Consider the following 20026-nt stretch of genomic DNA (forward strand, 5'->3'; position numbering starts at 1 on the left):
CGCACATAGAGGGGAGCTTATCGCAACAACGTTAGAACACCGACTGAATTTTCAGGCCGGCCACCAGCGCGTTATCGACCTCATCCACACCGCCTGGGTGAGTGACGTATTGCAGGTTAGGACGCACGGTTAGCCAGTTGGTAACGTGGAAGCCATAGTTGATTTCGTAGTTGTACTCAGTGGTCTGCAAAGGCGTGAACAGTGGGTTTTCGTATTCAGTGACACCGTTGGCAGCGTTGATCGCTTCTTCGTTTTTCTTCACGTCATCGTTGACATGGATACGGGCGAAACCGATACCCATGTCATCTTTTGGACGCGCATCAAACGGCCCCTTGTACACGAACATCAGCGACTGGTAGTTGTCGACGATGTTGGTTTCCTTGTCGTGGAAAGTGGCGTTGGCAGCAATGTTCAGACCGCGAGACTTGTCACCGTTGTGGCTGGTGAGTTGTTGTTGTGCAACGAACCAGTAGCCGTGCTTGCTGCTGTGTTCGCGATAGGGTTGGCCGGTCGTTGCCGCATCAGTACCGCTGTCGTCTTTAAGGACGTCATTGGCCTCGGCCGTGCTTTTGTAGTAACCGACACGGTATTCGCCCGGCAGGTTATTAGGGTTGGGCAGCCAGACCAGTTCGACGGGCAAGACGGTACCTGCAGTACCACTGCCGCTCAGCTTGAAGCCGTTACCGTGCTCCAGTTGCGATGGGTTCTGGTTGTATGCGCCGATCTGCGCATAGAACTCAGGCGAGATGTTGTACTTAACGCGAATCGCGGCCTGCATGACCGGCCAGTTGTACCAGATGTTGGTGGCCCAGTTACCCACTTGGGAACCGCAGAACGCCAGGTTCTGGAACTCGCACGGGAAGGTGTTGAAGTCTTCGCCTTCGCCGAAGTAACCGGCTTTGATGTCCAGTTTATTGTCGAGGAACTGGTGCTTGATCCACAACTGGGTCAGACGGACCATATGACCACGGCCGTAGACTTCCTGGGAGGAGCTCAACGTGCCGGTACGCGGGTCGCCGACACGGTCGTTGGAGATGTTCTCGCCATTACGGTTGGTGAACTGGACCTTGGCTTGGGTGTTATCCCAACCAAACAGTTTTTCCAGGTCCAGCGCGGCCCCCAGGCCAAACTGGTCGGCGTAACGAGCCGTTGTGTTGTCGTTGAAGCCGCCATGGAGGTTGCTGCCGACTTCACCGACGTAGTCCATTTTGATGTCGATGCCTTGCTCGATCAGCCTGGTCCGCTCGCCACCCCAATCGCCGGTCATCCATTCGGAATCGGCGCTGAACGCGTCAGCTGCATGCACGCTACCGGCCAGCATCATTGCTGCAACTGCTGACAACTGGCAGATAAGCTGAGCGTTGTTGTTCTTCTTCATCCCTACTTCCTCGTTTTATTGTTATTAACTTTTTTTTCTAACGCGGTGACATCAGGTGCGACGGATAGCAGGCCATCCGCCGCGGATTCCCCCCTGTAGGAGCCGGCTTGCTGGCGATGGCTGACTGTCGACATCGATGTTGAATGTCAGACCGCCATCGCCAGCAAGCCGGCTCCTACAGTTTTGATCTTCAGCGGCCTTTGAATTGGGCTACGTTGGCGCTGTGTGTCTCGGTTTTTGGTTCGCCGGCCACACCCAGGCGCTCCCCGGTCTTGGCATCGAACAGCAGCACTTTCGACGGATCGAATTGCAGGGTCAGGGTTTCGCCCGGCGCCGGTGCGACGTCCGGTGCCAGACGGCAGCAGACTTTGGTTTCGTTGAGATTGACGAACACCAAGGTGTCGGGACCGGTCGGCTCGGTGACCTGAACTTCTGCGCGAATGGTCGGCAAGCCGTTCGGCTCTCCGTTCGCCAACACGATTTGCTCAGGGCGCATGCCCAGAATCACTTCGCGGTCTTCGAGCCCGGCGTCCTGCATGCCCAGCGGCAATTCACAACGTGCCTGACCGCTGTCGAGCAGTGCGACCAGACGACCGTCCTTGCGTTGCAAGCGCAGTGGGATGAAGTTCATCGGCGGCGAACCGATGAAGCTCGCCACGAACAGGTTGGCCGGGTTGTTGTAGATGTCTTTCGGCGTGCCGAACTGCTGGATGATCCCGTCCTTCATCACCGCCACTTTGTCGCCCAGCGTCATCGCTTCGATCTGGTCGTGGGTCACGTAGACCGTGGTGGTTTTCAGACGCTGGTGCATCAGTTTCATTTCGGTGCGCATCTCGACCCGCAGCTTGGCATCGAGGTTGGACAGCGGTTCGTCGAACAGGTAAATCTTCGGCCGACGCGCCAGGGCACGGCCCATGGCCACGCGCTGTTGCTGACCACCGGAGAGCTGGCCCGGCTTGCGACTCAGCAGGTGTTCGATCTGCAGCAATTTGGCGACGCGAGCGACTTCTTCGTCGATTTCGGCGGTCGGCATTTTGCGGATCTTCAAACCGAAAGCGATGTTGTCGCGCACGCTCATGGTCGGGTACAGCGCGTAGGACTGGAACACCATGGCGATGTCACGATCTTTCGGGCTCATGCCGCTGATGTCAGCGTCGTCCACCAGAATGGCGCCGCCGCTGATGTTTTCCAGACCGGCGATGCAGTTCATCAGCGTGGATTTACCGCAGCCCGACGGACCGACCAGGATCAGGAACTCACCATCATCGATCTTCAGTTCGATGTTTTTCAGGGTGTCCGGCAAACCGGCACCGTAAGTCTTGTTGACGTTGCGTAATTCGAGAGTTGCCATGTTTCTACCCCTTGACCGCGCCGGACGTCAGCCCACGCAGGAAATACTTGCCAGCGAATATGTAGACCAGGAGTGTCGGCAGCCCGGCGATCATCGCGGCGGCCATATCAACGTTGTATTCCTTGGCCCCGGTGCTGGTGTTGACCAGGTTGTTAAGGGCCACGGTAATTGGCTGGGCATCGCCACTGGCGAAGACCACACCGAACAGGAAGTCATTCCAGATCTGGGTGAACTGCCAGATCAGGCAGACCATCACGATCGGGATCGACATCGGCAGCAGGATCTTCCAGAAAATCGTGAAGAAGCCCGCGCCATCCAGGCGTGCAGCCTTGACCAGCGCATCCGGGATGCTCACGTAGTAGTTGCGGAAGAACAGCGTGGTGAACGCCAGGCCGTAGACCACGTGCACCAGCACCAAACCGGTGGTGGTGTTGGCCAGGCCTAACTTGCCGAGGGTGAACGAGGCTGGCAGCAGAACGGTCTGGAACGGCAGGAAGCAGCCGAACAGCAGCAGGCCGAAGAACAGTTGCGAGCCACGGAAGCGCCACATCGACAGCACGTAACCGTTCATGGCACCGATGAAGGTGGAAATCAGAACGGCTGGCACGGTGATTTTCACCGAGTTCCAGAAATAGCCGCCGACGACGTCCCAGGCCTTGATCCAGCCAATACCGTCAATCACTGTCGGCCAGCTCAGCAGGTTGCCGGTGCGGATGTCTTCCGGGGATTTGAAACTGGTCAGCAGCATCACCACCAACGGGATCAAATAGACCGCAGCCGCCAGCAACAGCGTTGCGTAGATCGCGATACGGCTGAAGCTCAAGGCCGGTTTGCCGAGTTGATTACTCATGGCGCTTGCCTCGCAATTCGGAGTACAGGTACGGCACCAGAATCGCCAGGATCGCGCCGAGCATCATCATGGCGCTGGCCGAACCAATGCCCATCTGGCCACGGCTGAAGGTGAAGGAATACATGAACATCGCCGGCAGGTCGGACGAGTAGCCAGGACCGCCGGCTGTCATCGCCGCCACCAGGTCGAAGCTCTTGATCGCAATGTGCGCGAGGATCATGAAGGCACTGAAGAACACCGGGCGCAGGCTCGGCAGAACGATCTTCATATAGATGGTCGGCAGATTCGCGCCGTCGACTTGCGCGGCACGGATGATCGATTGATCGACACCCCGCAGGCCTGCCAGGAACATCGCCATCACAAACCCGGAGGCTTGCCATACGGCGGCGATCACCAGGCAATACACCACGCGATCCTGATCCACCAGCCAATCGAGACGGAAGCCTTCCCAGCCCCAGTCACGCAGCATCTTGTCCAGGCCCAGGCCCGGGTTGAGCAGCCATTTCCATGCCGTACCGGTGACGATCATCGAGAGCGCCATCGGGTACAGGTAAACGGTGCGAATGAAGCCTTCCTTGCGAATGCGTTGGTCCAGCAGCACGGCGAGAAACACGCCGAGCACCAGGCTGATACCGATGAACATGCCACCGAAGACCGCGAGGTTTTTGCTCGCGACCCACCAGCGATCGTTGTCCAGCAAGCGGGTGTACTGCTGCAGGCCGACCCACTTGTAGCTCGGCATGAAGCTGGAACTGGTAAAGGACAGTACGAATGTCCAGATGATGTAACCGTAGAAACCAACCAGCACGATCAGCATGCTCGGCGCCAGTACCAACTTGGGTAACCAGCGTTGCAGCGCATCGAACGGTGAGGCTTTGCTGAAAACCGCCACAGAGCTCATCGGGATAATCCAGTCAGGAATTGAAGAATCACCTGTAGGAGCTGGCTTGCCAGCGATTCAGGCACCGCCGTGTGTCAGGCACACCACCTTCGTCGGCAAGCCGGCTCCTACAGGGGAAAGCGTCGAATCAGGCCGCAGGCAAGCCTGCGGCCGAGGTTTTACTGGGCCGCTTTGACAGCCGATGCCAGTTGGGCGCTAGCCTTGGCCGGGTCAGCATCCTTGTCGTTCATGAAGTTGGTGACCACGTCGAAGATCGCGCCTTGCACGGCCAGGGAGGTGGCCATGTTGTGCGCCATGCTCGGTTGCAGGCCGCCGGTCTTGTCGTCCGCCAGGAAGTCCTTGGCCGACGCTTGAGCGCAGGAATCGAAGCCCAGGCCGCTCATGTCGTTAAGCATGTCGGTACGAACAGGGATCGAACCCTTGTTGACGCTGAAGATCTTCTGGAAGTCTTTACCCAGTGCGACCTTGGCCAGGTCTTGCTGAGCGGCGATGTCGCCCTTGCGATCGGCTTTCAGCTTGAACACCGCCAGGGAGTCGATGTTGTAGGTGAAGGCTTTTTCGGTGCCCGGGAACGGCACGCACAGGTAATCCGTGCCAGCGACTTTCTTGGCGGCAGTCCATTCGCTTTTTGCCCAGTCGCCCATCATCTGCATGCCGGCCTTGCCGTTGATCACGTCGGCAGCAGCGATGTTCCAGTCACGACCGGCGCGGTTCGGGTCCATATAGCCGGTGATTTTTTTCAGCTCGGTGAAAGACTTGGTCATCTCAGGCCCGGAGAGGGTTTTCTGATCCAGGTCTACCAGGGCTTTTTTGTAACCATCGGCGCCCATGACTGAGAGCACCACGTCTTCAAACACGGTGCTGTCCTGCCAAGGCTGGCCACCGTGGGCGAGCGCGATGAAGCCTGCGGCCTTCAGCTTGTCACCAGCGGCATAGAATTCTTCGAGGGTGGTCGGGGTTTTATCGATGCCGGCTTTCTTGAAGACTTCCGGGTTGATCCACAGCCAGTTCACGCGGTGAATGTTCACCGGAACGGCCACGTAGTCACCTTCGTACTTCACGGTGTCGGAGACTTTCTTCGACAGCAGGCCATCCCAGCCTTCGGACTTGGCAACGTCTTTCAACGCGTCAGTGCTGAGCAGGCCTGTGCTGCCCCACTCCTGGATGTCCGGACCTTTGATCTGCGCAACGCCCGGCGGGTTACCCGCTACGGCGCGGCTTTTGAGCACGGTCATGGCCGTGGAACCGCCACCACCGGCAACGGCGCCGTCCTTCCATGTGAAGCCGTCTTTTTCGACTTGAGCCTTGAGCACATCGACCGCTGCTTTTTCACCACCCGACGTCCACCAGTGAACGACTTCCACGGAACCTTTGGATTCGGCGGCAAGCACACTGAGAGGGAGCGCAGACAGGGAAGCGAGAGAAATGACAGTAGCGAGGCGAGAAATCGCATTCATCTAGAAGTACCTTTCTTGTTGTTATGCATGCAAGTCTGGTGCTTGCGCTGCATAGGATTTTAAACAGGAGTTATCCCCTCGCAGGTAACGAAGGGACGCTTGAATGTCACTGCATGGTTACACAGGAGCGCTCTGGGACAACTGCCCCAAGGCCGTGGCCATGCTCGGTGCCAACGGCAATCGCGGGATCAGTACGGCTTGCCAGGCGTGGTACAGGTCAGGTTTACCGGCCCAGATATCGGCGCTCGGGCGGTTTTGCGGATCGAGCTCGTGATGCCAACTGCCGTCGCATCGGTCGATGAAATGACTGTCACAGAATTCCCAGAACAGCCGATACCAGCACTCGTATTGCTCGTCGCCCGTGCGTTTAAGCAACGCGCTGGCGGCGGCGCTGGCTTCGCAATGGGTCCAGTGCAAACGATGGCGAACCACCGCGCGGTTGTCCCAATCCAGGGTGTAGACAATCCCCGGTGCGCCGTCGACATTCCAGCCGTGACGGCAGTTGTGGTCGAACAGTTTTTGCGCGTCGGTGGCCAGCCAGCCCGGCGTGAGCATCCCGGCCTGAACCCGCGCCGCTTCGAGGTGCAGCAACAGTCGCGCCCATTCAAAACCGTGACCGGGCGTGGTGCCGTAGGGGCGAAAACCGTCGGCCGGGTTATCGAGGTTGTAGTCGCGCAGCGGTTGCCAGGCGCGGTCGAAATGCTCGATCAGCAGGTAATCGTTGGCAGCCGCATGACCATGGATCACCCGCTCGACAATGCGCTGAGCGCGGCACAACCAGCGGTTGTCTTGCGTGACATCGGCCAGCGCGAGGAAGGCCTCGGTAGCGTGCATATTGCTGTTGGCGCCACGGTAAGCTTCTTCTTCGCTCCAGTCGCGATTGAAGGATTCGCGCATCGCGCCCTCCTCCTCGCTCCAGAAATGCGTGTCGATGATGTTGATCGCGTCATCGAGCAAGGCTTGTGCGCCGGGACGTCGGGCGACCACGGCAGAACTGGCGGCCAAGGCAACGAACGCGTGCAGATACGCCGCCTTGCCGGTGTTGCCATCAAGCGCATGGGCCACTGCAAACCAGCCACCGGACTCGGCATCGCGCAACGGGCCACTGAGCGCTTTGACCCCGTGATCCACCAGCTCGGCAAACCCCGGCAAGCCCTGAATATGGGCCATGGCAAAACTGTGGGTCATGCGTGCGGTGTTCATGGTTTCGGCGTGGGCATTGGCCGGGAGACGGCCTTTTTCATCCAGATTGCCGAAGCCTTCGGGAAGTTTTGATGCCTTGGCAAACGCCAGCAGGCGCAGGCCTTCAGCGGCGAGCCATTGCTGATGAGCAGGCGCGTTCAGCCAACTGCTGAAGTCCGGTTGGAAGGTGTCCATGGGGTGCCTTTTTTTTTGTTTTGACTGAGGGCAGTCTAAACAACGGGCGGTGGCGGGCTTGTAACGAAGGAGGCGAGTTATGTCACCGCTTTGTGACATTCGCCTTGAGGAATGTGTTGAATGGTCTGACGCCATCGCGAGCAAGCTCGGCTCCTACAGGTATTGCGCCCATCCCGTAGGAGCCGAGCTTGCTCGCGATGAACGATAACGCGGTCTAACTAATCAACACTGCGCGGCAACTGCAACGTCACTCTTAAACCACCTTCACGCAGGTTTTGCAGGCTAACCTCCCCGCCATGGCTATGCGCAATGTTTCGCGCAATCCCCAACCCCAACCCATACCCCTGCTGCTGCCCGGCCAAGCGGAAGTGCGGTTCGAACACTTGCTCCAGCCGTTGCTCCGGCACACCCGGCCCTTCGTCATCGACGTGCAGGACAAACGCACTGTCATCATCGTCGATGTGCAGGTGCGCGTTCTGCCCATACTTGAGGGCATTGTCGATCAGGTTGCCAATGCAGCGTTTGAGCGCCAGCGGTTTGCCTGGGTACGCCGCCAACGCCCGCCCCTGCTGAGTCACGCGACCATTGCCGGAGGGCGCCAGATACGGTTCCACCAGGCAATCGAGCACATGGTTGAGGTCCACCGGCTCGATGTTTTCGTGAATGTCGGTGTCTTTCACGCATTGCAGCGCGCCTTTGACCAGTAACTCCAGCTCATCCAGGTCACGACCGAACTTGGCTTGCAGCTGCTCGTCTTCCAGCAACTCCACGCGCAATCGCAGCCGGGTAATCGGCGTGCGCAGGTCATGGGAAATCGCGCTGAACAGCTGACTGCGCTCGGTCAGGTAGCGGCTGATGCGTTCGCGCATGGCATTGAACGCCCGGCTCACTTCGACCACTTCACTGCCACCCACTTCGGCCACCGGCTCCACTTCCGCCCCCAGCGACATGTCTCGCGCAGCCCGCGCCAGCCGCTTGAGCGGCCGGCTCTGCCAGTGCACCAGCAGGCCGATGAACAACAGCAAAAACCCGCTGGTGAGGACGATGAACCAGACCTGCTGCGCCGGCAGACCTTTTTCTTCAAGACTGGTATAGGGCTCGGGCAACAACGAGGCGATGTACAGCCATTCGCCCGGCGCCATCTGGATTTGCGTAACCAGCACGGGCGGGTTCACGGGCTCCAGCGTCAAGGCGTAGTGCGCCCAGGAGCGCGGCAATTCGTCGAGTTTCAAGCCACCGTTAAAAATCCGCAGGTCGTCGGGGCTGACGAAAGTCACCGAAATGTCGGTGTCCTGGCCCAGCGACTGGCGCAGCACTTCGTCCACCGCTTTGAGCACGGCTTCCTTGCGTGGGGTGATCGGCAGCACTTCCATGCCCAAGGGTTTGTCGTTGAGCGTCACCACGAATCGGGTGCCGCCCATGCTGCGCAACTGATCCAGAACCAATGGCCTGAAGGCGACCGGCAACGAGCGCAAGTAACTGACGCTGGCCGTCATCGAATGCGCCAGGCTGCGCGCACTGGTGACCAAGCCTTGAAGCTGCGTAGCACGCAGTTGCGACACCCAGATCACGCTCGACAACGTCTGTGCAAACAGCACCGCCAGCAACGTCAGCAGCAACATCCGGCCCAACAGCGAACGGGGCACCGGCACACGGTCGGCGAGCTTGCGCAGGAACTCAGTGGCCATTGCGGGCAACCACATTGGCGGCCAGTTGGTAACCGCTGCCGCGTACGGTGCGGATCAGCCGCGGCGGTTTTTCCGTATCACGCAGGCGTTGGCGCAAGCGGCTGACCGCCATGTCGACGATGCGGTCCAGCGGCATCAGATCGCGGCCACGCGTGGCGTTGCCGATGGTGTCGCGGTCGAGAATTTCCTGCGGGTGATCGAGGAACAGTTTCAGCAGCGCGAAGTCGGCGCCGGAAAGAATCACTTCTTCGCCATCGGTGTGGAACAGCCGGTGGCTGACCATGTCCAGACGCCAGTCGTCAAAGGCCAGCACTTCACCGCCGTTTCGATCCTGACCGAACTGCGCGCGGCGCAACAGGGCTTTGATGCGCGCCTGCAATTCTCGAGGACTGAAGGGTTTGCCGAGGTAATCGTCGGCGCCGAGCTCCAGGCCGATGACGCGGTCGGCCTCATCGGAACTGGCGGTAAGCATGATGATCGGCACCTGAGCCTGACGCGGGTGCTGACGAACCCAGCGGCAGAGGCTGAAGCCGTCTTCGTCCGGGAGCATCACATCGAGGATCACCAGATCGCTCGGCGCCTCGTTCAACGCCTGGCGAAAACCGGCGCCATCGGGCGTGGTGCGGACCTGGAAACCGGCGCGGGTCAGGTAGGTGTCCAGCAACTCGCGTATCTCTTGGTCGTCATCGACCAACAAAATCGACTTGTTGACTGAGCTCACGGGGCGGCGTCCTTGTTGTTTGAATTGGGCGGATTATGCCTGATCGATCGCGGATCTATGTTGTCTGTTCTGGCCTCTTCGCTGGCAAGCCAGCTCCTACAGGGTGCTGCGGTGCTTTTGTAGGAGCTGGCTTGCCAGCGAATGGCGGCGACGCGGTCTCAAGCCTGTTCCAGCGCCACGCCCGCGCCCATCAGCCCGGATCTATGTTGCCTGTTCCGGCCTCTTCGCTGGCAAGCCAGCTCCTACCGGGTGCTGCGGTGCTTTTGTAGGAGCTGGCTTGCCAGCGAATGGCGGCGACGCGGTCTCAAGCCTGTTCCAGCGCCACGCCCGCGCCCATCAGCCCGGATCTATGCTGCCTGTTCCGGCCTCTTCGCTGGCAAGCCAGCTCCTACAGGGTGCTGCGGTGCTTTTGTAGGAGCTGGCTTGCCAGCGAATGGCGGCGACGCGGTCTCAAGCCTGTTCCAGCGCCACGCCCGCGCCCATCAGCCCGGATCTATGCTGCCTGTTCCGGCCTATTCGCTGGCAAGCCAGCTCCTACCGGGTGCTGCGGTGCTTTTGTAGGAGCTGGCTTGCCAGCGAATGGCGGCGACGCGGTCTCAAGCCTGTTCCAGCGCCACGCCCGCGCCCATCAGCCCGGATCTATGCTGCCTGTTCCGGCCTCTTCGCTGGCAAGCCAGCTCCTACCGGGTGCTGCGGTGCTTTTGTAGGAGCTGGCTTGCCAGCGAATGGCGGCGACGCGGTCTCAAGCCTGCTCCAGCGCCACGCCCGCGCCCATCAGCCCGGATCTATGCTGCCTGTTCCGGCCTCTTCGCTGGCAAGCCAGCTCCTACCGGGTGCTTCGGTGCTTTTGTAGGAGCTGGCTTGCCAGCGAATGGCGGCGACGCGGTCTCAAGCCTGTTCCAGCGCCACGCCCGCGCCCATCAGCCCGGATCTATGCTGTCTGTTCCGGCCTCTTCGCTGGCAAGCCAGCTCCTACCGGGTGCTGCGGTGCTTTTGTAGGAGCTGGCTTGCCAGCGAATGGCGGCGACGCGGTCTCAAGCCTGTTCCAGCGCCACGCCCGCGCCCATCAGCCCGGATCTATGTTGCCTGTTCCGGCCTCTTCGCTGGCAAGCCAGCTCCTACCGGGTGCTTCGGTGCTTTTGTAGGAGCTGGCTTGCCAGCGAATGGCGGCGACGCGGTCTCAAGCCTGTTCCAGCGCCACGCCCGCGCCCATCAGCCCGGATCTATGTTGTCTGTTCCGGCCTCTTCGCTGGCAAGCCAGCTCCTACCGGGTGCTGCGGTGCTTTTGTAGGAGCTGGCTTGCCAGCGAATGGCGGCGACGCGGTCTCAAGCCTGTTCCAGCGCCACGCCCGCGCCCATCAGCCCGGATCTATGTTGTCTGTTCTGGCCTCTTCGCTGGCAAGCCAGCTCCTACCGGGTGCTGCGGTGCTTTTGTAGGAGCTGGCTTGCCAGCGAATGGCGGCGACGCGGTCTCAAGCCTGTTCCAGCGCCACGCCCGCGCCCATCAGCCCGGATCTATGTTGTCTGTTCCGGCCTCTTCGCTGGCAAGCCAGCTCCTACCGGGTGCTTCGGTGCTTTTGTAGGAGCTGGCTTGCCAGCGAATGGCGGCGACGCGGCCTCAAGCCTGTTCCAGCGCCACGCCCGCGCCCATCAGCCCGGATCTATGTTGCCTGTTCCGGCCTCTTCGCTGGCAAGCCAGCGCCTACCGGGTGCTGCGGTGCTTTTGTAGGAGCTGGCTTGCCAGCGAATGGCGGCGACGCGGTCTCAAGCCTGTTCCAGCGCCACGCCCGCGCCCATCAGCCCGGAATACGGCGCTGTCACCAGCCACACCGGGATGCCTTTGAAGTAATCGCTCATGCAGCCCTTGTCAGCGAAGCACCGGGCAAATCCGCTTTCAACGAAGAAATCGGCAAACCGCGGGATCACGCCACCGACGATGTACACGCCCCCGCGCGCCCCAGTGGTGAGCACGTTGTTGCCGGCCACGCGGCCGAGCCAGCAGCAGAACTGCTCCAGCACTTCCAATGCAATTGGATCGCCCGCCAGCCCGCCAGCGGTGATCGCTTCCGGCGTTTCAAGCACTGGCGTGTGGCCGTCCACCGCACAAATCGCCCGGTAAACCCGTGGCAGCCCGCCGCCGCTCAGTGCGGTTTCAGCGCTGACATGGCCGATCTCATTGAAGATGTGCTGCCACAGCTGCGTTTCGCGCGGGCTGCTCAGCGGCAAATCGACGTGACCGCCTTCCCCCGGCAACGCGGCAAAACGCCCTTCACCGAGATCCAGCAAAGTACCGACGCCAAGGCCAGTGCCCGGGCCAATCACCACCGCCGGCCGCAACGGCTCCGGGGTGCCTTCGCAGACCACCCGAAACTCGCCCGGCTGCAAACGGGTCATGCCCAGCGCCATCGCCGAGAAATCGTTGACCAGCAACAGTTGCTCAACCTGCAAGGTCTTGCAGAAACCCCTGCGGCTCAGTCGCCAGTGATTGTTGGTGAACTTGAATTCATCGCCACTCACGGGACCGGCCACCGACAGGCACACCGAGCCGATCGAACCCAACGCCAGTCCGAGCCCGTTCAGATAGAGGGCGATCGCCTCTTCGGGGCTGGCGTGGTCGGCCGTCGCCAGCACCTGGACCGATTCCAGTTGCTGGTTTTTCCACAACGCGAAACGAGCGTTGGTCCCACCGATGTCACCGACCAAAGCCAGTTTCAATTAAGCGTCTCCAGGGCAGAAGTAAAGGCGCTGGCGCCCTGCTCTGCGGAGCTGAAGGCCATGCGCATGAATCCAAACAGTTCGCGTCCGCTGCCAATGTTGTTGCCCAACAGGCCCTTGGCAGGTTCGCGCGCTGCAAATTCTTCGGCGTCCACCTTAAGCTCCAGGGTGCCTTTGACGCCATCGACGCGGATGATATCGCCCTCTTGCACCCGCGCCAAAGCGCCACCGACATAAGCTTCGGGGCTGACGTGAATGGCCGCCGGAATTTTGCCCGAAGCACCGGACATGCGTCCGTCCGTCACCAGCGCCACTTTGAAGCCGCGATCCTGCAACACGCCGAGGAACGGCGTCATCTTGTGCAGTTCCGGCATGCCGTTGGAGCGCGGGCCCTGAAAGCGCATCACCGCGACAAAATCCTTCTCCAGCAAACCGGCCTTGAAAGCATCCGCCAGGTCCTGCTGATCCTGGAACACCATGGCCGGTGCTTCGACAACCTGGTTTTCCAGCGCCACGGCCGAGACTTTCATCACACCGCGTCCGAGGTTGCCTTCCATCACCCGCAAGCCACCCTCTGGCGAGAACGCACGGGCGACCGGGCGCAGGATGCTTTCGTCAAGGCTTTCGGTCACGCCTTCGCGCCAGACCAGTTCGCCGTTATCGAGGAACGGCTCCATGGTGTAACGGCGCAGGCCATGACCGAGTACGGTGTTGACGTTTTCGTGGAGCAGTCCGGCATCCAGCAGTTCGCGAATCAGGAACGACATGCCGCCCGCCGCCTGGAAGTGGTTGATGTCGGCTTTGCCGTTCGGGTAGACGTGGCTCAGGGTCGGCACGACTTCGGAGAGGTCGGCCATGTCCTGCCAGGTCAATTGAATACCCGCCGCCATGGCGATGGCCGGCATGTGCAAGGTGTGGTTGGTCGAACCGCCGGTGGCGTGCAGCGCCACGATGGAGTTGACCAGCGAGCGCTCGTCGACGATTTCGCCGATCGGCATGAAGTCGCCGCTCTGCTTGGTCAGACGCGTCACCTGATGCGCCGCTTCGCGGGTCAGGGCATCGCGCAATGGCGTGTTCGGATTGACGAAAGAAGCGCCCGGCAAGTGCAGGCCCATGACTTCCATCAGCAACTGGTTGGTGTTGGCAGTGCCGTAAAAGGTGCAGGTGCCAGGGCTGTGGTAGGAGTTCATTTCCGACTCCAGCAGCTCTTCGCGGCTGGCCTTGCCTTCAGCGTAGCGCTGGCGCACATCGGCTTTCTGCTTGTTGGAAATGCCCGAGACCATCGGCCCGCCTGGCACAAAAATCGTCGGCAGATGACCGAAACGCAACGCGCCCATCATCAGGCCCGGCACGATCTTGTCGCAGATACCGAGCATCAGCGCGCCGTCGAACATGTTGTGAGACAACGCCACGGCGGTGGACATCGCGATCACTTCGCGGCTCGGCAGGCTCAGCTCCATGCCCGGCTCGCCCTGGGTCACACCATCGCACATGGCCGGGGTGCCGCCGGCGAACTGGCCGACCGAACCGATTTCGCGTAGCGCTCTTTTGATCTGCTCCGGGAAGACTTCGTACGGCTGATGCGCCGAGAGCATGTCGTTATATGACGAAACTATTGCGATGTTGGCGGAGTTCATCATCCGCAGGCTGTTCTTGTCTTCGGTGCCGCAACCCGCCACGCCGTGTGCGAAGTTGGCGCATTGCAGCTTGCCGCGCATCGGACCGTCGCTGGCGGCACCGCGAATCAGTGCAAGGTAGGCCTCACGCGTGGCGCGGCTGCGGGTGATAAGCCGTTCGGTGACCTCAAGGACGCGGGGATGCATGTGTAGAACTCCAGGCTAACGGATGTGGCGACCTGATTGTCTATGCTGAACAAGGACCGTTGTGATTGGGATGACAGACGGTTTTCTTGAACGGTCGGACCAGTTGATCAGGTCACTCGTTGTAGATTGAACAAAATATTGCCATTAAAAACGCTTGTTTTCTATTTTTATGCGAATAATCTTGTAATTCCAACAACAAAACGACGGCGGCGCTGTAAATGACTCTTCGAATCGCAATCAATGGTTTTGGCCGGATTGGCCGCAACGTCCTACGCGCACTGTATACCCAAGGCTATCGCCAGGATCTGCAGATCGTTGCCATCAATGATTTGGGTGACAGCGCGATCAACGCTCATCTGCTCAAGTTTGACACTGTTCATGGCACGTTCGACGCGGATGTTCAGCACGACCGCGAGAGTCTGACGGTCAACGGCGACCGCATTGCAGTCAGCGCCATTCGCAACCCGGCCGACCTGCCCTGGGCTGCGGAAAAAATTGATGTGGTATTCGAATGCACCGGTCTGTTCACCGACCGCGCCAAAGCCGCCGCGCATATTACGGCCGGCGCCCGCAAAGTGATCATTTCGGCCCCGGCCCAAGGCGCCGACGCCACTGTGGTTTATGGGGTTAACCACGACATTTTGCGCCAGCACCACCAAATCATCTCCAACGCGTCGTGCACCACCAACTGCCTGGCCCCGGTCGCCCAGGTACTGCACCGCGAACTGGGCATCGAGAGCGGTCTGATGACCACGATCCACGCCTACACCAACGATCAAAGCCTCACCGACGTCTATCACACCGACCCGTACCGCGCCCGATCCGCCACCCAGAACATGATTCCGAGCAAGACCGGTGCGGCTGAAGCGGTCGGCCTGGTGCTACCGGAACTGGCGGGCAAACTGACCGGCATGGCGGTGCGTGTACCGGTGATCAATGTGTCGCTGGTGGACCTGACCGTGCAGCTCAAGCGCGAAGCGTCAGCCGATGAAGTAAACGCGTTGCTTAAAGAAGCCAGCCAGCACTCGAAAATTCTCGGTTACAACACCCTGCCGCTGGTTTCCAGCGACTTCAACCACAACCCGCTGTCGTCGATCTTCGATGCCAACCACACCAAATCCAGCGGCAAACTGCTCAAGGTGCTGGCCTGGTACGACAACGAATGGGGCTTCTCCAACCGCATGCTCGATAACTGCCTGGCGCTCTGTAACGCTGAATAACCCGCCGTGAAAAAGCAGGAGCAGCACCGATGATCGGTATCACCTTTATTCAAAAGACCATGGCAGCGCGCAAGCGTATTGCCTTGGTTGCCCATGACCACTGCAAAGTGTTTTTGCTGGACTGGGCCGAGCGGCAGAAAGACAGGCTCGCACAGCATGAACTGGTCGCCACTGGCACCACGGGGTTGTTGTTGCAACAACGCCTGGATTTGCCGGTGGAGAGCATGATCAGCGGTCCGTTGGGCGGCGACCAGCAACTGGGCGCGCAAATCGCCGAGCAGCGGGTCGACATGCTGGTGTTCTTCTGGGACCCGTTCGAACCACAGCCTCACGACCCAGACATCAAGGCGTTATTGCGGGTCGCGGCGGTCTGGAACATCCCGGTGGCCTGCAACGAATGCAGCGCCGATTACCTGCTGAGCAGCCCCTTGATGGATCAGGCACACGAACATCGAATCCCCGATTACGCGACCTATCTGCTCGGCCGCGCCTGACGCTTCAACCTGTTGCCGGAACAGGCTTGCGTCAGCCCCCCCCCGAATCCCCACCTGACTAAAAAGCGCCCTTCTGCGGGCGCTTGTTCCAGCAGGACGACTTGCCGCCCCCTGCCTCACCCTGCCGCGCGGCCCGAATCACTACCGAGAATCTCCTGAATTCCCAGTCTTTTCAGGGCATTTTCCTGCGCAAACGTTCACCTGCTACCGTTCGTCGGTGTGGGTTCATGCAACCGTCACACGGCGCCGATGTGCATTGAATGGCGCTGAATGGATTTGGCGTACCGAGTCGCTGTCGACTCTTGCCAACACTTCATCCATTTGTGAGTTCGCCCTATGTTCGACTCTCTCTCTATCCGTCTGAAAATCGTTCTGCTGTCCGGTCTTTGTCTGCTCGGCGTGGTCGCCTTGATCGTCGGCATGAACATGTACCAGACCAATCAGAACGATGAACTGGTCAGTGACTCCAGCAGCAAAATGCTCACCACCAGTGTGCAGAACCTGCTGCAATCCAAGGCGGCCGAACAAGCGGTGCGAGTGCAGAAGACCTTTGGCGAAAGCCTGCTGGTGGTCACCGCCCTGGCCGATCAGATCAAGGACCTGCGCACCCTGGCCGCCAAGCGCTCGCTTGACCCCGGCGCCCTGCGTGAAGAGTTGAACCAGAGCCTGAAAACCGCGTTCGAGCGCAACAGCAAGGTGTTGGGGATTTGGCTGGCGTTCGAGCCCAATGGTCTGGACGGCAAGGACAGCGAGTTCGCCAATGATGCCGCGCGCCAGTCCAACGAAGCCGGACGTTTCGCCAGCTACTGGAGCCGTGCCGGTGGCCAAGGGATCAACACGATCATGGTCGAAGACGACATGACCAAAACCACCTTGAGCCTCAGTGGTACCCCCTATAACAGCTGGTACACCTGCCCTCGCGACAGCAAACGCACCTGCCTGCTCGACCCGTATGCCGACACCGTCAACGGCAAGGAAATGCTGATGACCACCATTTCCGTACCGCTGCTGGTGGACGGAAAATCCATCGGCGTGGTCGGCGTGGACATTGCCCTTGATGCACTGCAAGCGGCAGCGGTGGACTCCCAGCGTGACTTGTTCAACAGCGCCGGGCACATGCTGATCGTCTCCGGCAGTGGCGTACTGGCTGGTTACAGCGTTGACGCCAGCAAGCTCGGCAAAAGCATTGGCGAAACCCTGGGTGCAGACGGCAAGGCCATCCTGCAACTGCTCAGCGGCGGCGCACCGAAAATTCTCGAACAAGGTGACTTGATCCGCGCGGTGTACCCGGTCAGCCCGATTGGCGACTCCAAAGCCTGGGGGGTGGTGATTGACCTACCCAAGCAAGTGCTGCTGGCCGACTCGGTGAAGCTGCAAGCGCTGCTCGATGACGCCCAGCAAAGCGGCACAATCAAAGCAGTGCTGGTCGCGGTCATCGCCGGCCTGGTCGGTTTGCTGCTGATCTGGCTCACCGCATCGGGCGTGACTCGGCCGATCAACAGCGTGGCCGAGATGCTCAAGGCTATTGCCAGCGGCGACGGCGACCTGACACAGCGTTTGCACTACAGCAAGAAAGACGAATTGGGTGAGCTGGTGAGCTGGTTCAACCGCTTCCTCGACAAACTGCAACCGACCATCGCGCAGATCAAACAAAGCATCACCGACGCCCGTGGCACCGCCGACCAGTCCTCGGAAATCGCCCGTCAGACCAGCGAAGGCATGCAGTTGCAGTTCCGTGAAATCGATCAGGTCGCTACCGCGTCCAATGAAATGAGCGCCACTGCCCACGACGTCGCCAACAGCGCCTCGAACGCGGCTAACGCCGCCAAAGGTGCCGACCAATCGGCCCGTGACGGCATGCAAATCATCGAGCGCAGCACCCGCGACATCAATCAATTGGCCGACGAAGTCAGCAAAGCAGTGACCGAAGTCGAAGCGCTGGCGGTCAACAGCGAGCAAATCGGTTCAGTACTGGAAGTGATCCGCAGCATTGCCGAGCAAACCAACCTGCTGGCGCTCAACGCCGCCATTGAAGCGGCCCGTGCCGGCGAGAGCGGTCGCGGGTTTGCGGTGGTGGCCGATGAAGTGCGCAATCTGGCCAAACGCACCCAGGATTCAGTGGAAGAAATCCGTCAGGTGATCGAACGCATCCAGAGCGGAACACGCGGCGTGGTCGCCACCATGCATTCGAGCCAGACCCAGGCCCACAGCAACGCCGGGCAAATCCAGCAAGCGGTCCAGGCCCTGGGCAAAATCAGTGACGCGGTCACGGTGATCAGCGACATGAACCTGCAAATCGCCAGCGCTGCCGAACAGCAAAGCGCCGTGGCCGAAGAGGTCAACCGCAACGTCTCGGCGATCCGCACCGTCACCGAGACCCTGACCGGCCAGGCCACCGAATCAGCGCAGATCAGCAGCCAGCTCAACTCGCTGACCACCCACCAGATGAAATTGATGGACCAGTTCCGGGTGTAATTCCCGTTCCTGTAGGAGCAAGGCTTGCCCGCGATGAACGATGACGCGGGCGGCCTGATAAACCGAGGTGTCTCAATCGCGGGCAAGCCTTGCTCCTACAGGTTTCATCTGGCCTGTCAGCTAATTTGATCTATGCTCGGGCTCTCGTTCCGGAGGGCCTTCGATGACTGATTTACTCACGTCCATTCAAGCCGCGCTCGGCTTGCCCCACACCCCCATTCCCTTCACGTCGAGCGGCGCCCTGCCCTCGGCGCTTGCCGTCACTGACCTTGCCTGCGCCAGCATTGCCGCCGCCGGACAAGCTGTCAGCGAGTTGTTGCTACAGCACACCGGTCGCTTGCCCGGCGTTGAAGTCGACCGCCGCCTCGCCTCTTTCTGGTTCGCCACCTCGATCCGTCCCGTTGGCTGGAGCATCCCTCCCCTGTGGGACCCGATTGCCGGTGACTACGCGACCAAGGACGGCTGGATCCGTCTGCACACCAACGCGCCCCATCACCGCGCAGCGGCTGAAAACGTGCTCGGCAGCTGTGTCGACCGCACGGCGATGGCGAGTAAGGTGGCGCAATGGGCCACAAGCGACCTGGAACAGGCCGTGGTCGACGCCGGGGGATGCGCCGCCCAGATGCGCACGTGGGCGCAATGGCAACGGCACCCCCAGGGGTTGGCCGTGAACGCCGAGCCGTTGATTCAGTTCAGCGACGACAGTGGCCAGCTCGCGAAACCGTGGCAAGGCAATGTGGCCCGGCCGCTGAACGGGCTCAAGGTACTGGATCTGACCCGCGTGCTGGCAGGTCCGGTCGCCAGCCGTTTTCTCGCCGGCCTCGGTGCGGATGTGTTGCGCATTGACCCGCCGACCTGGAACGAACCCGGCGTGGTACCGGAAGTCACTTTGGGTAAACGCTGCGCACGCCTGGATCTGCACAACAACGAGGATCGCGCGGTGTTCGAAACCCTGCTCAAGGAGGCCGACATCCTACTGCACGGTTACCGCGCGGATGCGCTGGAACGCCTGGGCTACGGCGTTGCCGAGCGCCGAACGCTGGCGCCGGGCCTGATCGATGTCAGCCTCAACGCTTACGGCTGGAGTGGCCCGTGGCACAACCGCCGTGGCTTCGACAGCCTGGTGCAGATGAGCAGCGGGATTGCCGACGCAGGGATGCAGTGGAAGAACGCGAACAAACCGACGCCTTTGCCGGTGCAAGCACTCGATCACGCCACCGGGTATTTGATGGCGGCTGCGGCGATCAGGTTGTTGGGGCGTGGCGGCTCGGCGCGGTTGTCGTTGGCGCGCACGGCGAAGTTGTTGATTGAAAATGGCGCGGGAACAGCCGAGGCGTTGCGGGCGGAAGATGAAAACGACCAGGGGTTAGTGGTTGAACAGACACCGTGGGGACCGGCGCATCGGCTTCATGTGCCGCTGAAAATTACCGGGACGCCGTTGCAGTGGGTGCTTGCGGCAACCGAATTGGGTTCCCATCGCGCGCAGTGGTGGTGACAGGTCTGGCCCCATCGCCAGCAGGCTGGCTCCCACAGTGGATTTATGTCGATCACAAAACCTGTGGGAGCCAGCCTGCTG

General features: G+C 60.6%; 14 protein-coding genes and 1 pseudogene. 5 read left to right on the plus strand and 10 right to left on the minus strand.

What is annotated here, in order from left to right:
• Nucleotides 1-31: 31 nt before the first annotated feature.
• The 10 genes from ACA048_RS22295 to edd all read right to left on the minus strand — a co-directional run bounded on the left by ACA048_RS22295 (nt 32) and on the right by edd (nt 14261).
• Nucleotides 32-1378, minus strand: a complete 1347-nt coding sequence (locus ACA048_RS22295; protein WP_497626312.1) for a carbohydrate porin — start codon at nt 1376-1378, stop codon at nt 32-34.
• A gap of 190 nt (nt 1379-1568) precedes the next feature.
• Complete coding sequence (locus ACA048_RS22300) at nt 1569-2729, minus strand: ABC transporter ATP-binding protein (protein ID WP_497626313.1); 1161 nt, start codon at nt 2727-2729, stop codon at nt 1569-1571.
• Between the two features lie 4 nt (nt 2730-2733).
• Nucleotides 2734-3579: a carbohydrate ABC transporter permease gene (locus tag ACA048_RS22305; RefSeq protein WP_223511882.1), complete on the minus strand. Its 846-nt coding sequence runs from the start codon at nt 3577-3579 to the stop codon at nt 2734-2736.
• On the minus strand, nt 3572-4480 hold the full coding sequence (locus ACA048_RS22310) for a carbohydrate ABC transporter permease (protein WP_497626314.1): 909 nt from the start codon (nt 4478-4480) through the stop codon (nt 3572-3574). The genes ACA048_RS22305 and ACA048_RS22310 overlap by 8 nt, the downstream gene beginning before the upstream one ends.
• A 158-nt stretch (nt 4481-4638) precedes the next feature.
• Nucleotides 4639-5937 (minus strand): ABC transporter substrate-binding protein, encoded by a 1299-nt coding sequence (locus tag ACA048_RS22315; protein ID WP_497626315.1) that lies wholly within the window; start codon nt 5935-5937, stop codon nt 4639-4641.
• A gap of 117 nt (nt 5938-6054) precedes the next feature.
• Nucleotides 6055-7314, minus strand: coding sequence for a D-mannose isomerase (locus ACA048_RS22320; RefSeq protein ID WP_497626316.1), 1260 nt, complete (start codon nt 7312-7314; stop codon nt 6055-6057).
• 218 nt (nt 7315-7532) lie between these two features.
• Nucleotides 7533-9002, minus strand: a complete 1470-nt coding sequence (locus ACA048_RS22325; protein WP_497626317.1) for an ATP-binding protein — start codon at nt 9000-9002, stop codon at nt 7533-7535.
• The gene (locus ACA048_RS22330) at nt 8992-9723 is read right to left on the minus strand and encodes a response regulator (RefSeq protein ID WP_497626318.1); all 732 of its coding nucleotides are present in this window, start codon (nt 9721-9723) and stop codon (nt 8992-8994) included. Before ACA048_RS22330 ends, ACA048_RS22325 begins: the two co-directional genes overlap by 11 nt.
• A gap of 1764 nt (nt 9724-11487) precedes the next feature.
• Complete coding sequence (locus ACA048_RS22335) at nt 11488-12438, minus strand: glucokinase (protein ID WP_497626319.1); 951 nt, start codon at nt 12436-12438, stop codon at nt 11488-11490.
• Complete coding sequence (gene edd / locus ACA048_RS22340) at nt 12435-14261, minus strand: phosphogluconate dehydratase (protein ID WP_497626320.1); 1827 nt, start codon at nt 14259-14261, stop codon at nt 12435-12437. The genes ACA048_RS22335 and edd overlap by 4 nt, the downstream gene beginning before the upstream one ends.
• Before the next feature lie 218 nt (nt 14262-14479).
• Between edd and gap the strand changes: the two genes are divergently transcribed.
• The 5 genes and pseudogenes from gap to ACA048_RS22365 all read left to right on the plus strand — a co-directional run bounded on the left by gap (nt 14480) and on the right by ACA048_RS22365 (nt 19945).
• On the plus strand, nt 14480-15481 hold the full coding sequence (gene gap / locus ACA048_RS22345) for a type I glyceraldehyde-3-phosphate dehydrogenase (RefSeq protein WP_497626321.1): 1002 nt from the start codon (nt 14480-14482) through the stop codon (nt 15479-15481).
• A 29-nt stretch (nt 15482-15510) separates the two neighbouring features.
• Nucleotides 15511-15975: a methylglyoxal synthase gene (locus ACA048_RS22350; protein ID WP_497626322.1), complete on the plus strand. Its 465-nt coding sequence runs from the start codon at nt 15511-15513 to the stop codon at nt 15973-15975.
• Nucleotides 15976-16452: 477 nt separating this feature from the next.
• Nucleotides 16453-17592, plus strand: a pseudogene (locus ACA048_RS22355) (methyl-accepting chemotaxis protein); the annotation flags it as partial.
• Nucleotides 17593-17694: 102 nt separating this feature from the next.
• Nucleotides 17695-18450 carry a methyl-accepting chemotaxis protein gene (locus ACA048_RS22360; protein ID WP_411741830.1) on the plus strand — a complete coding sequence of 252 codons (756 nt, stop codon included), beginning with the start codon at nt 17695-17697 and terminating at the stop codon, nt 18448-18450.
• Between the two features lie 163 nt (nt 18451-18613).
• Nucleotides 18614-19945, plus strand: coding sequence for a CoA transferase (locus ACA048_RS22365; RefSeq protein ID WP_497626323.1), 1332 nt, complete (start codon nt 18614-18616; stop codon nt 19943-19945).
• Nucleotides 19946-20026: the final 81 nt, after the last annotated feature.

The organism is Pseudomonas sp. LBUM1659 (assembly GCF_059716045.1).

What these genes read in the sequence shown, in the direction of transcription:
- ACA048_RS22325 (WP_497626317.1), bottom strand. Translation starts at nt 9,002, where the DNA reads ATGGCCACTGAGTTCCTGCGCAAGCTCGCCGACCGTGTGCCGGTGCCC.
- edd (WP_497626320.1), bottom strand. Translation starts at nt 14,261, where the DNA reads ATGCATCCCCGCGTCCTTGAGGTCACCGAACGGCTTATCACCCGCAGC.
- gap (WP_497626321.1), top strand. Translation starts at nt 14,480, where the DNA reads ATGACTCTTCGAATCGCAATCAATGGTTTTGGCCGGATTGGCCGCAAC.
- ACA048_RS22360 (WP_411741830.1), top strand. Translation starts at nt 17,695, where the DNA reads ATGCAGTTGCAGTTCCGTGAAATCGATCAGGTCGCTACCGCGTCCAAT.
- ACA048_RS22310 (WP_497626314.1), bottom strand. Translation starts at nt 4,480, where the DNA reads ATGAGCTCTGTGGCGGTTTTCAGCAAAGCCTCACCGTTCGATGCGCTG.
- ACA048_RS22300 (WP_497626313.1), bottom strand. Translation starts at nt 2,729, where the DNA reads ATGGCAACTCTCGAATTACGCAACGTCAACAAGACTTACGGTGCCGGT.
- ACA048_RS22365 (WP_497626323.1), top strand. Translation starts at nt 18,614, where the DNA reads ATGACTGATTTACTCACGTCCATTCAAGCCGCGCTCGGCTTGCCCCAC.
- ACA048_RS22305 (WP_223511882.1), bottom strand. Translation starts at nt 3,579, where the DNA reads ATGAGTAATCAACTCGGCAAACCGGCCTTGAGCTTCAGCCGTATCGCG.
- ACA048_RS22295 (WP_497626312.1), bottom strand. Translation starts at nt 1,378, where the DNA reads ATGAAGAAGAACAACAACGCTCAGCTTATCTGCCAGTTGTCAGCAGTT.
- ACA048_RS22320 (WP_497626316.1), bottom strand. Translation starts at nt 7,314, where the DNA reads ATGGACACCTTCCAACCGGACTTCAGCAGTTGGCTGAACGCGCCTGCT.
- ACA048_RS22315 (WP_497626315.1), bottom strand. Translation starts at nt 5,937, where the DNA reads ATGAATGCGATTTCTCGCCTCGCTACTGTCATTTCTCTCGCTTCCCTG.
- ACA048_RS22350 (WP_497626322.1), top strand. Translation starts at nt 15,511, where the DNA reads ATGATCGGTATCACCTTTATTCAAAAGACCATGGCAGCGCGCAAGCGT.